The organism is Pseudomonas sp. B8(2017), from assembly GCF_002113575.1.
In the GTDB taxonomy this organism is placed as follows: Bacteria; Pseudomonadota; Gammaproteobacteria; order Pseudomonadales; family Pseudomonadaceae; genus Aquipseudomonas; species Aquipseudomonas putida_Z.
Genome location: NZ_NEIO01000002.1, coordinates 413,368 through 423,972, shown reverse-complemented (window position 1 = coordinate 423,972; position 10,605 = coordinate 413,368). Strand labels below are relative to the sequence as shown.

The following is a 10,605-nucleotide window of genomic DNA, read 5'->3' as shown; positions in this document are numbered from 1 at the left end:
TGATCGCAACCTGGCAGGAGCCTGCTTATGTCCAGCGCATTCACCTTCATGCAGTCGCCCGTCGGCACCTTGACCCTGGTAGCCCGTGGCGAGCGCCTGGCTGCCGTACTCTGGGAGGAGGAGCGGGAAAACCGCGTGCGCCTTGGCGCCCTGCACCGTGATGACCAGTGCCCGGTACTGCTGGAAACCGCCCGCCAGCTCGGCGAGTACTTCGCCGGCAAACGCCAGCGCTTCGAACTGGCGCTGGATTTTGCCGGTACCGAATTCCAGCGTCAGGTATGGGCCGCGCTGTTGGCGATACCGTTCGGTGAAACCCGCAGCTACAGCGACATCGCCCGGCAGATCGGCAACCCCAGCGCGGTGCGCGCGGTAGGCGCCGCCAATGGCCGCAACCCGATCTCGATCATCGCCCCGTGCCATCGGGTGATCGGTGCTTCGGGCAGCCTCACCGGCTTTGCCGGTGGCCTGGCGGCCAAGCAGTACCTGCTTGCGCTGGAGGGCCGGCAAAGCCTGGCACTGGACCTGTAAGGCGTCAGCAGAACCAGCTGGCGGCCAGGCAGACCAGCACGGCCAACGTCGTGCCGGCCATCAGGGTGTACTGTCGATGAGCCCGGCGCGCATGAGGCTTGACTGCGCGCAGGTACTCGCCAGGTGTCGGCGCGTCGGGCCGGTGGCGCAAACCCTCGGCCACATCGGCCAGTTGCCCCTGAATGAGCAGCCCCGTCAGGTAGTAGGTACAGGCATAGCTCAGCAACGCCAGAAACAGATAGATCATGTCGGGTGCGGGGCCAGGGGCACCGCCATGGCACTGGCGTTGGCGGTGTCCAGCACGATCAGCCCTTCGCTGTGGTCGTCCAGGCTGGCCAGCAAGCGCCCCTGGCTGTCCCAGGCCGCCGAGCCACCGGCGCCGATGAAGGTGTCGGCTGGCCCCACGCAGTTGGCTAGCAACACCGTCATGCCCAGCTCACGAGCCACCTCGGGGTAGTGCTGGTAACCCTCGCGGATGCCCTTGGCGGTTTTCGCCACGCTGACCAGGTACAGGTCGGCACCGTGTTCCCGTGCGGCTGCCGCATGCGCCATGAACATCGATTCGTAGCAGATCGCAGGCGCTACCCGGTGCGCGCCCACCTGCAGCAGCAAGGCTTGATCACCTGGGGTGAACCAGGGCAGTTCATCATCATGCAGGCGCCGCTTGGCATAGGCCTGGCGCGGTGCACCGGGGCTGAGGATTGGCATGCCGATACGAATGCCATCAGGCGTCGGCAGTGGCAGGCCTGCGGCGACGGTGATACCAAGCCGGTCGCAGGCTGCCTGCAGCGGGTCCAGCCGCGTCGAACTGACGGGCAGGGCGGCCTGGCGCGCTAGGGTTGGCTCATAGCCGGTCAGCGACAGTTCGGGAAATACCACCAGTTCGGCGCCAAGGGCCGCGGCCTGTTCCATGCAGGCCAGGTGGCGTTCGAGGTTGGCTTGCACATCGCCCTTGAGCGACGCCAGTTGCACGGCGCACAACTTCATGAAAAACCCTTCCCTGGTACAGGTTGAAGGGCCGAGCATACTACCGGCACCAACGCCTGTACCAGTGAAGGGATTTTCAGGATGCCGGGTGGACGGCGAAGCGTTGGCGGAACCAGTCGTCGAGCATGGCCTTTTCGGCATACAGGCGGTCGCTGCTGCTCGTGACCCGGCCCGGGCGGCTGAGGTACATCTTGTCGCTGACCCGTTCCTGCGCCTGCTGGTCGGGTTTGCCCGGTTGGCTGAGGGTGTAGCTGAGGTCGATGGTCGGCCAGGTGATTTCGCGCATGTAACGTACATCGTAGGCCTGGCTGTGCCAGGGCTCGAAACGCCCGGCCAGGTCGATGTCGCGAATGTCGATGACCAGTTGCTGGCCAGGTTGCAGGTAGCGTTGGCCAAGCTTCTGCAGGTACTGGGTCAGGGTTTTCATCACATAGGTGTCGGCGCCACGCTCGTACCCGTGGCTGTCGAGGCTGGCATCGCGGAATTTTTCCGGATGGTCGAAACGTACCTCGACCTGCGCGGCCGGGGCACCTTGTGCCATGCTGTCCAGTGACAGCGCCATGAGCACGGCACACACGAGGGCGGTACGCATGATGCACCTCCGGGGCAGATTGCGTGTGCCTCCATTTTACCCCTGGCATGGCGGCACCAGCAGAGGAAGATTGTAATGGCACGGTTTCGGCGTCTGATTGCCAACCTGCGGGGGCGTGACCTGGCAGTGGGCGATATCCATGGTCACTTCCAGCGCCTGCAGCAATGCCTGGAAGGGGTGGGGTTCGATCCGGCCGTGGACCGCCTGTTCAGCGTGGGGGACCTGGTCGACCGTGGCCCGGACAGCGAGGCGGCGCTGGAATGGCTGGCGCAGCCCTGGTTCCATGCCGTGCAGGGTAATCACGAGGCCCTGGCAATCACCCGCGTACGCGGAGGGCGGCTCGATCTGGACATGTACCGCGCCGCCGGGGGTGGCTGGTTTCTGGACCTGCCGAGGGCTCGGCAGTTGCGTTTCGTGGAGCGCTTCGAGGAGCTGCCGATTGCGATAGAGGTTGAAAGTGCGGCGGGCCTGGTAGGGCTGCTGCATGCCGACAGCCCATATGCCGACTGGACGGTGTTGAGGACCTGGCTGGAACTGGATGACGACCCGCAAGTACGGGAAGTGTGCCAATGGTCGCGGCGGCGGTTGAAGGTAGGTGATACCGAGCCCGTGCAGGGCCTGCGTGCCTTGTTGGTGGGCCACACGCCGGTACTGGAAGCCAAGCTGCTGGGCAATGTCTGGCACCTGGATACCGGGGGTTGGGCCAGTGGCCATTTCACCTTGATGGACATGCGGACCCTGCAACTGGTCAGCCCCAGGCCAGGTGAAACAACAGTGCCGCAGCCAATAGCACCAGCATGACCCCGGAGGCCCGCTCCAGCCACGGCAGGCAGCGGGCGAAGCGCCGCAGCACCAGCGGGTTGCCGATGGCCACGGCAACCAGCAGGTCCCACAGCAGCACGATGCTGAACATCCACAGGGCACAGGTTGCTTTCCAGGCAATGCTGGCGCTGGCGACCATGCTGACCAGGCTGGCATAGAACAGCGCATTCTTGGGGTTGAGGATGCCGGACAGGAACCCCATGCCCAATCCCCGCCACCACCCTTGGGCGGTCTGCTTGCCAGCGACTGCGCCCAGGCTGGTTTGCCCGGCATGGCGCAGGAACAGGGTGCCGATGTACAGCAGGTAGCCGGCGCCGGCCAGTTGCAGGGTTGTGAACAAGAGGCTGCCTTCCTGCAGTACCGACAGGCCGGTGAAAGCCATGGTGATGAACACGCCATTGGCCAGGGCGATACCCAGGCAGGCGCCGCTCGCGACGCGCCAGCCGGCGCTGACCGAGGTGCGTGAGACCAGGAAGAAGTCCGGGCCGGGAGAGAGCAGGGCGAGGAAGTGGGCGAGGGCGATGATCAGGAACTGTTGCATTGGGGTGTGGCTGCTCTGGAGGAAAGCCTGACTCTGCCCCTCAGCGCAAATGCCGTATTGAACAATATTGCAGGCTCAGCCAGCAGGCGCGGTACCTGTGGGAGCGGGCGTGCCCGCGAAAAATCCAGCGCGGAGAATGGCACCGGCGTAGCCGGTGTTCGCGGGCGCGCCCGCTCCCACAGGTACAACGTGAGCCCAAAACCTCAAAGGCGAAGCCGATCCCGATACTGCCCCGGTGTCACCCCCACATGGGCCTTGAACACCCGCTGGAAATGGCTTTGGTCGGCAAATCCGAGCCGATAGGCCACCTCCGCCAGGGCCTGCCCTTCACCCAACAATTGCCGCCCACGGTTGACCCGGGCATTGAGCAGGTAGGCATGCGGCGTAAACCCGGTGGCCGCGCGAAATGCGCGAATCAACTGGTAGCGCCCAAGCCCGGCCTGCCGGGCCAGTACCGCCAGGCTCAACTGCGCCGGGTCCTGGCCTTCGATGTGGGCGATCAGCCCACTCAACGCGGTCGCCCCCAGGGCCGGTGCCGGTGCCAGCGGCGCGTGCCTGGCAAAGTCCAGGTCACCCAGAAAGGCAATCAGCGCCGCATCCTTCTCACCACTGCTGGCGTTGGAGAACAGCAGACTGTTCATTTCGCAGAACTGCCGATACACCTCCGGCACCTGGCAGATACGTGCCGGCTCGCCGGGCCCGGCACCATCCAGCCCTGATTCCAGGTGCAGCTGTGCCAGCCAGTCGGCATCCACATGCAGCATCTGGTAGCTCCACGCCTGCCCGGGCTCGGGGTTGCAGGCATGTACCCGGCGGGCCGGGACCAGCACCAGCGTGCCGGGTGACAGGCGTTGCTGGCCGTTGCCGGCACCGGTGAAATGACTGTGGCCGGCGTCCACCACACCGATGGAAAACGTCGGGTGGCTGTGGGCCTTGTAGCAGGCGCGGCTATGGCAGGCGCGGCGGCTTTCGACATGCGGCAGGGCCGGGTCGCGCCACAGCGCGGCATGGGAACGGTGCATCACAGGGTCCTCGGTATGCGCGGCAGCTTATCAGGCGCCGCGCACCCATACAGTTTTTTCCGCTGGCTGTAACTTGACCGCAAGGCCCGCTACCCGCCGAAATAGACGCCTGTTGCCAAAGGAAAACAATAATGGACCTCTCAAGCCTGCTGCTTTTCATTCCTGCCTGCTTCGCCCTGAACATGGCGCCGGGGCCGAACAACCTGCTGTCGCTGCACAATGCCAGCCGTTACGGCCTGCGCACGGCCTGCGTGGCCGGTGGCGGGCGTATCGTCGCCTTCAGCGGCATGATCGCCCTGGCGGCCATGGGCCTGGCAGTGGTGCTGCACACCAGCGAATACCTGTTCCTGGCCATCAAGGTGGTGGGGGCGGCGTACCTGTTCTATATCGCCTGGCAACTGTGGCGGGCACCGGTGGGCGAGGCGGTGGTGGCAAGCGATCACCCACGCGGCACCTGGCGCCTGGCACGTCAGGAGTTCTGGGTGGCCGCTGGTAACCCGAAGGCAATCCTGATCTTCACCGCCTTCCTGCCGCAGTTCGTCTCGGTCGGCAGCGCCACCCCGGTGAGCGAGCAGTTCCTCTGGCTGGGTGTGCTGTTCATTTTGCTGGAATGGGCCGCCATCGCCATCTACGCCGGCCTGGGGGCGTACCTGCAGCGCTGGTTCAGCCAGCCTGGCCCACGCCGGCTGTTCAACCGGGTCAGCGCCTCATTGCTGGGCTGCGCCGGCCTCGGGCTGCTGGCTGCGCGGCGCTAGAACTGCGTACTCGGCACTTAGTCGCGGTAGAACGTCTGCACCAGGTGATAGCCGAACTTGCTCTTGATCGGCCCGTGCACCACGCGCAGGGGCTTCTTGAAGATCACCTGGTCGATGGCGCCGACCATCTGCCCGGGGCGGATTTCACCCAGGTCGCCGCCACGCTTGCCCGAAGGGCAGGTGGAGAACTTTTTTGCGAGCACGTCGAAAGCCTCGCCATTGGCGATGCGCTGCTTGAGCTTTTCGGCTTCGTCAGCGGTCTTGACCAGGATGTGGCGGGCTTGGGCTTTCATGGGGTACCTGTGCTTCGGGGGCGAAAAAGGTGGGCATTATGCCTCATAGTATTGTGCTGAGGCGATTACGCGTCCTTGTAGGAGCGGCCTTGTGTCGCGATGGGGCGCGAAGCGGCCCCGGCAACTTGTGCTGCGAAGCTGAAAACCTGGGGCCGCTTCGCGCCCCATCGCGACACAAGGCCGCTCCTACAGGGACGGTGACAAGGGTCAGGTTTGCAACTCCTCCCGATCCCGGAACTGCTCCAGCGCCTCGGGGTTGGCCAGGGCGTCGGTGTTCTTCACCGGCAAGCCATGCACCACATTGCGAATCGCCAACTCCACCAGCTTGCCGCTGATGGTACGCGGGATGTCATCGACCTGGGCGATCACCGCCGGTACATGGCGGGGGGTGGTGTACTGGCGGATCACCTGGCGGATGTGCTGGCGCAGGGCCTCATCCAGTTGCAGGCCGTCACGCAGGCGAACGAACAGCACCACCCGCACGTCGCCTTGCCAGTCCTGGCCGATGGCCACGCTTTCCAGCACCTGCTCGACCTTTTCCACCTGTCGGTAGATCTCCGCCGTGCCAATGCGCACCCCGCCGGGGTTGAGCACGGCATCGGAGCGGCCATGAATCACCAGCCCGCCGTCGGCACGCTGTTCGGCATAGTCGCCCTGGGCCCACACCCCCGGGAACTGGCTGAAGTAGGCGTCGTGATAGCGGCTGCCGTCCGTATCCTTCCAGAACCCCAGCGGCATGGACGGGAAGTTGCGCGTGCACACCAGCTCGCCTTTTTCGCCCTGCACCGGCTGGCCATGTTCGTTCCACACTTCCACCGCCATGCCCAGGCCCTTGCACTGGATCTCGCCACGGCGCACTGGCAGGGTCGGGTTGCCCAGCACGAAGCAGGAGACGATATCGGTGCCGCCGGACATCGACGCCAGGCACAGGTCGGCCTTGATCTTGCGGTACACGTAGTCGTAGCTGTGTGGCGACAGCGGCGAGCCGGTGGACAGCAGCAGGCGCAAGCGTTCCAGGCGGTGGCTTGCCGCAGGTTCGAGGCCCGCCTGCTCCAATGCCGCCAGGTACTTGGCGCTGGTACCGAAGGCCTGGATGCCCTCGGCGTCGATCAGGTCCAGCAGCCGCTCGGGGCCGGGATGGAACGGCGAGCCGTCGTACAGCACCAGCGTGGCGCCCACCGCCAGGCCGCTGGCCAGCCAGTTCCACATCATCCAGCCGCAAGTGGTGTAGTAGAACAATACGTCATCGGCCTTCAGATCGTTGTGCAGGCCATGTTCCTTCAGGTGCTGCAACAACACGCCGCCGGCGCGGTGGACGATGCACTTGGGCACACCGGTGGTGCCGCTGGAGTACAGGATGTACAGCGGGTGGTCGAAGGGCAGCGGGGTGAAGCGGGGCTCGCCGCCGGGCTGAAAGAACTCGTCCCACAGGCTGACGTTGGCGGCCTGGAATTCGTCGGCGCGCGTCCCGCTGCGGGTATGGGGCACCACGATCAGCCGTTGCAGACTGGGCAGCTGCGCGCACACCTGGTTGACCTTGTCCACCTGGTCGATGGCCTTGCCGGCGTACTGGTACCCGGCACAGGCGATCAGCAGCTTGGGCTCGATCTGGCCGAAGCGGTCGATGATGCCGTGTACGCCAAACTCGGGCGAGGAGCTGGACCACACCGCACCGAGGCTGGTGCAGGCGAGCATGGCGACCAGTGTCTGCCAGGTATTGGGCATGACCGCGGCTACCCGGTCGCCGGGGACGATGCCGGCGGCCTTGAAGGCTGTTTGCAGGCCGGCCACCTGGGCTGCCAGCTGGGCATGGGTGAACAGCTGGCGTTGGCCGTCTTCGCGCACGGCGACCAGGGCCGGGCGGTCGTCGCGGCGGCGCAGCAGGTGTTCGGCGAAGTTGAGGGTGGCGTTGCTGAACCACTGGGCATCGGGCATCTGCGGCCCTTCGCTGAGCACATGGCTGGGCGGGGTATGCCAGTGAACGTGGAAATAGTCGGCAAGGGTTTGCCAGAAGGCAGGGCGCTGCTCGATGCTCCAGCGGTGCAGCGCCTGGTAGTCGTCGAGTTGCAGGTTGTAGCGCAGGTTGACCCGGCGGCGGAAGGCATCCATCCGGCTGGCCTCGATCTGCGCCGTGGAGGGGCGCCAGAGCACATCGTTCATGCCGAACCTCCTGTTGCCTGCAAGGGCCCCATCGCCGGCAAGCCAGCTCCCACAGGAACCTCACAGGTATTGAGTGCAGTGACCAACCTGTGGGAGCCGGCTTGCCGGCGATGAAGGCACCATCAAGGCCAAAGGCTTGCGTTTTACTCTACTTTAGCCTTTTGCACGTCCTGCGACGCGGTCCAGACGCGGTAGCGCACTTCGACGTCCTTGGGCACATACACCACCACCGGCAGCTTGCTGTTGTAGCGCAGCATGAAGCCTTCGCCGACCACTGGCACGAAGGCCTCGGTCTTCTTGCCATCGGGGCAGGCCATCAGCGTGCTGGCCGGGCCGCTGATCTTGTCCAGGCGGTAGTAGCTGTAGCCCCAGCCTTCCAGGGTACGCTCCTCCAGGCTGCCGCCCAGGCGCTGGCGATTGCAGTCAACCTTCAGGGTCTTGCCGGCGAGGATTTCCAGTTGATAGGCCGACTCATCAGCCTGGGCCGGCAGGTGGATGACCTGCCGGGTGAAGCCTTTTTCCGCCTCGGGGTAGGGCGCGACGTCCTTCAGGCTGGCTGCCATCGCGGGTGCGGCGGCAGCCAGGGTCAGGGCCAGGATCGCGGTCATCGGGGTTGGGCGCATAGGGCCTCCTTGCAGATAAACGAATGCAAGACCGTCGCCAGGCCCAGGCCGCCCGTCACTGGGCCAACCAGCCACCATCGACGTTCCAGGCGGCACCGCGAACCTGGCTACCGGCCTCGCTGCACAGGAATAGTACCAGCTCACCCAGGTGTTCGGGGGTGACGAAGGCCAACGATGGCTGTTTTTCTGCCAGCAGATCGTGCTGCGCTTGCAGCGGATCGCCACCGTTGGCAGCACGATCGTCGATCTGCTTCTGCACCAGCGGGGTCAACACCCAGCCGGGGCAGATGGCATTGCAGGTGACGTTGCTGGTGGCGGTTTCCAGGCCTACCACCTTGGTCAGGCCGACCACGCCGTGCTTGGCCGCCACATAGGCCGCCTTGCCGGTGGAGCCGACCAGGCCGTGCACCGAGGCGATGTTGATGATGCGCCCCCAGTTGCGCGCTCGCATGCCGGGCAGGGCCAGGCGCGTACCATGGAACACGGCCGACAGGTTGAGGGCGATGATCTTGTCCCAGCTTTCCAGCGGGAACTGCTCCACCGGCGCCACGTGCTGGATACCGGCGTTGTTGACCAGGATGTCGACGCCGCCGAACTCGCGCTCGGCCAGGGCGAACAGCGCTTCGATCTGGGCCACGTCCGACAGGTCGGCCGGGTGATGGACTGCCTTCACCCCGTGCCGGGCGATCTCGGCCAGCGCCGGGCCAGGGTCGCCGAAGCCGTTGAGCACGATGTTGGCGCCTGCGCGGGCCAGCACCTGGGCAATGCCCAGGCCGATGCCGCTGGTGGAACCGGTGACGAGTGCGGTCTTGCCTTTGAGGGTCATGCAAAGCTCCTTAGACGATGCCGGTGGCGTAGAACGTGGCGATGACCACGAACACCGCCAGGGTCTTGATCAGGGTAATACCGAAGATGTCCTTGTAGGCCTCGCGGTGGGTCAGCCCGGTCACGGCCAGCAGGGTGATGACCGCACCGTTGTGCGGCAGGGTGTCCATGCCCCCGCTGGCCATGGCGGCCACCCGGTGCAGCACTTCGAGCGGGATGTTGGCGGCATTGGCGGCGGCGATGAAGCTGTCGCCCATGGCAGCCAGGGCGATGCTCATGCCGCCCGAGGCAGAGCCGGTGATGCCGGCCAGCAAGGTCACGGTGATGGCTTCGTTGACCAGTGGGTTGGGAATGCCGCGCAGGGCGTCCGCCAATACCAGGAAGCCCGGCAGCGAGGCGATCACCGCGCCAAAGCCGTATTCCGAGGCGGTGTTCATGGCCGCCAGCAAGGCGCCGCCCACGGCGCTTTTGGTGCCTTCGGCCAGGCGGGTGCGGATGGCGCCGAAGGCACATACAAGCACCATCAGGATGCCCACCAGCAACGCCGCCTGCACTGCCCAGATGGCCGTGAGCTTGGCCACATCGCTTTGCACCGGCGCGCTCATGCCGGGCAGTTGCAGGCTGTGGCTGGGGCCGTACCACTGCGGGATCCAGTGGGTGAACAGCAGGTTCATCACCCCCACCAGCAGCAGTGGCGACAGGGCCAGCCAGGGGTTGGGCAGCGCCAGGTCGGCAGCGGTTTCCGGTTCGTTGCGCAAGTCGCTGCCATAGCCTTCTCCGGCGCGCTGGGCCTTGTTGCGCTGGCGCTGCAGGTAGGCCATGCCGGTGCAGAACACGAACAGTGTGCCGATCAGGCCCAGCCAGGGTGCGGCCCAGGCGGTGGTGTTGAAGAAGGTGCTGGGGATGATGTTCTGGATCTGCGGGGTGCCGGGCAGGGCATCCATGGTGAACGAGAACGCGCCCAGGGCGATGGTTGCCGGGATCAGGCGCTTGGGGATATTGCTCTGGCGGAACATCTCGGCGGCGAACGGGTAAACCGCGAACACCACCACGAACAGCGACACGCCGCCGTAGGTGAGCAGGGCGCAGACCAGCACGATCACCAGCATCGCCTGGCGGGTGCCGAGCACGCGGATGGCGGCGGCGACGATCGAGCGCGAGAAGCCGGACAGCTCGATCAGCTTGCCGAACACGGCCCCCAGCAGGAACACCGGGAAGTAGAGCTTGATGAAGCCGACCATTTTCTCCATGAACACCCCGGTGAATGCGGGGGCCACGGCAGACGGGTCGGTGAGCAGTACCGCACCGAGGGCGGCGATGGGGGCGAAGAGGATTACGCTGTAGCCGCGGTAGGCAGCCAGCATCAGCAGGGCCAGAGCGGCGAGGGCGATGAGCACGGTCATCGGGGTGGGTCTCCTGGGTGAGTCTTGTTTTTATCGGTGAACAGGAGATAGCGG

13 protein-coding genes are annotated in these 10,605 nt (G+C 65.5%); 3 read left to right on the top strand and 10 right to left on the bottom strand.

All coding sequences use genetic code 11. From position 1 onward, the window contains the following. Positions 1-27: 27 nt before the first annotated feature. Positions 28-528: a methylated-DNA--[protein]-cysteine S-methyltransferase gene (locus tag CAG22_RS05395; protein WP_085591111.1), complete on the top strand. Its 501-nt coding sequence runs from the start codon at positions 28-30 to the stop codon at positions 526-528. 4 nt (positions 529-532) lie between these two features. Here the strand turns inward: CAG22_RS05395 and CAG22_RS05390 are convergent, their stop codons facing one another. The 3 genes from CAG22_RS05390 to CAG22_RS05380 form a co-directional block, all read right to left on the bottom strand. Further along, entirely contained in the window at positions 533-775 is a 243-nt protein-coding gene (locus tag CAG22_RS05390; RefSeq protein WP_085704796.1) for a hypothetical protein, read from the bottom strand. Next, positions 772-1,515, bottom strand: a complete 744-nt coding sequence (locus CAG22_RS05385) for a carbon-nitrogen hydrolase family protein (RefSeq protein WP_085704794.1) — start codon at positions 1,513-1,515, stop codon at positions 772-774. The genes CAG22_RS05390 and CAG22_RS05385 overlap by 4 nt, the downstream gene beginning before the upstream one ends. A gap of 76 nt (positions 1,516-1,591) precedes the next feature. Continuing rightward, complete coding sequence (locus tag CAG22_RS05380; RefSeq protein WP_085704792.1) at positions 1,592-2,107, bottom strand: DUF3016 domain-containing protein; 516 nt, start codon at positions 2,105-2,107, stop codon at positions 1,592-1,594. A gap of 75 nt (positions 2,108-2,182) precedes the next feature. Here CAG22_RS05380 and CAG22_RS05375 point away from each other — a divergent pair, with 75 nt between their 5' ends. Next, positions 2,183-2,908: a metallophosphoesterase gene (locus tag CAG22_RS05375; RefSeq protein ID WP_085704790.1), complete on the top strand. Its 726-nt coding sequence runs from the start codon at positions 2,183-2,185 to the stop codon at positions 2,906-2,908. Here CAG22_RS05375 and CAG22_RS05370 read toward each other — a convergent pair. Both CAG22_RS05370 and CAG22_RS05360 read right to left on the bottom strand, forming a co-directional pair. Then, positions 2,856-3,470 carry a LysE family translocator gene (locus CAG22_RS05370; protein ID WP_085704788.1) on the bottom strand — a complete coding sequence of 205 codons (615 nt, stop codon included), beginning with the start codon at positions 3,468-3,470 and terminating at the stop codon, positions 2,856-2,858. The two genes, CAG22_RS05375 and CAG22_RS05370, sit on opposite strands and share 53 nt — an antisense overlap. Before the next feature lie 203 nt (positions 3,471-3,673). Further along, entirely contained in the window at positions 3,674-4,492 is an 819-nt protein-coding gene (locus CAG22_RS05360; RefSeq protein ID WP_085704786.1) for an AraC family transcriptional regulator, read from the bottom strand. A 131-nt stretch (positions 4,493-4,623) separates the two neighbouring features. Here CAG22_RS05360 and CAG22_RS05355 point away from each other — a divergent pair, with 131 nt between their 5' ends. Then, complete coding sequence (locus CAG22_RS05355) at positions 4,624-5,247, top strand: LysE family translocator (protein WP_085692728.1); 624 nt, start codon at positions 4,624-4,626, stop codon at positions 5,245-5,247. A gap of 17 nt (positions 5,248-5,264) precedes the next feature. Here the strand turns inward: CAG22_RS05355 and CAG22_RS05350 are convergent, their stop codons facing one another. From CAG22_RS05350 to CAG22_RS05330, 5 genes are all read right to left on the bottom strand, one after another. Then, positions 5,265-5,540, bottom strand: a complete 276-nt coding sequence (locus CAG22_RS05350) for a peptidylprolyl isomerase (RefSeq protein WP_013972552.1) — start codon at positions 5,538-5,540, stop codon at positions 5,265-5,267. A 207-nt stretch (positions 5,541-5,747) separates the two neighbouring features. After that, complete coding sequence (locus CAG22_RS05345) at positions 5,748-7,700, bottom strand: acetoacetate--CoA ligase (protein ID WP_085704784.1); 1,953 nt, start codon at positions 7,698-7,700, stop codon at positions 5,748-5,750. Positions 7,701-7,843: 143 nt separating this feature from the next. After that, on the bottom strand, positions 7,844-8,323 hold the full coding sequence (gene eco, locus CAG22_RS05340) for a serine protease inhibitor ecotin (RefSeq protein WP_085704782.1): 480 nt from the start codon (positions 8,321-8,323) through the stop codon (positions 7,844-7,846). 55 nt (positions 8,324-8,378) lie between these two features. Continuing rightward, positions 8,379-9,149 carry a 3-hydroxybutyrate dehydrogenase gene (gene hbdH / locus CAG22_RS05335; RefSeq protein ID WP_085704780.1) on the bottom strand — a complete coding sequence of 257 codons (771 nt, stop codon included), beginning with the start codon at positions 9,147-9,149 and terminating at the stop codon, positions 8,379-8,381. 10 nt (positions 9,150-9,159) lie between these two features. Next, on the bottom strand, positions 9,160-10,551 hold the full coding sequence (locus CAG22_RS05330) for a GntP family permease (RefSeq protein ID WP_075045288.1): 1,392 nt from the start codon (positions 10,549-10,551) through the stop codon (positions 9,160-9,162). Positions 10,552-10,605 lie beyond the last annotated feature (54 nt).

Coding starts and splice junctions, on each gene's coding strand:
- CAG22_RS05375 (WP_085704790.1), top strand. CDS start 2,183: ATGGCACGGTTTCGGCGTCTGATTGCCAACCTGCGGGGGCGTGACCTG.
- CAG22_RS05360 (WP_085704786.1), bottom strand. CDS start 4,492: ATGCACCGTTCCCATGCCGCGCTGTGGCGCGACCCGGCCCTGCCGCAT.
- CAG22_RS05380 (WP_085704792.1), bottom strand. CDS start 2,107: ATGCGTACCGCCCTCGTGTGTGCCGTGCTCATGGCGCTGTCACTGGAC.
- CAG22_RS05390 (WP_085704796.1), bottom strand. CDS start 775: ATGATCTATCTGTTTCTGGCGTTGCTGAGCTATGCCTGTACCTACTAC.
- CAG22_RS05370 (WP_085704788.1), bottom strand. CDS start 3,470: ATGCAACAGTTCCTGATCATCGCCCTCGCCCACTTCCTCGCCCTGCTC.
- CAG22_RS05385 (WP_085704794.1), bottom strand. CDS start 1,515: ATGAAGTTGTGCGCCGTGCAACTGGCGTCGCTCAAGGGCGATGTGCAA.
- eco (WP_085704782.1), bottom strand. CDS start 8,323: ATGCGCCCAACCCCGATGACCGCGATCCTGGCCCTGACCCTGGCTGCC.
- hbdH (WP_085704780.1), bottom strand. CDS start 9,149: ATGACCCTCAAAGGCAAGACCGCACTCGTCACCGGTTCCACCAGCGGC.
- CAG22_RS05395 (WP_085591111.1), top strand. CDS start 28: ATGTCCAGCGCATTCACCTTCATGCAGTCGCCCGTCGGCACCTTGACC.
- CAG22_RS05350 (WP_013972552.1), bottom strand. CDS start 5,540: ATGAAAGCCCAAGCCCGCCACATCCTGGTCAAGACCGCTGACGAAGCC.
- CAG22_RS05355 (WP_085692728.1), top strand. CDS start 4,624: ATGGACCTCTCAAGCCTGCTGCTTTTCATTCCTGCCTGCTTCGCCCTG.
- CAG22_RS05330 (WP_075045288.1), bottom strand. CDS start 10,551: ATGACCGTGCTCATCGCCCTCGCCGCTCTGGCCCTGCTGATGCTGGCT.
- CAG22_RS05345 (WP_085704784.1), bottom strand. CDS start 7,700: ATGAACGATGTGCTCTGGCGCCCCTCCACGGCGCAGATCGAGGCCAGC.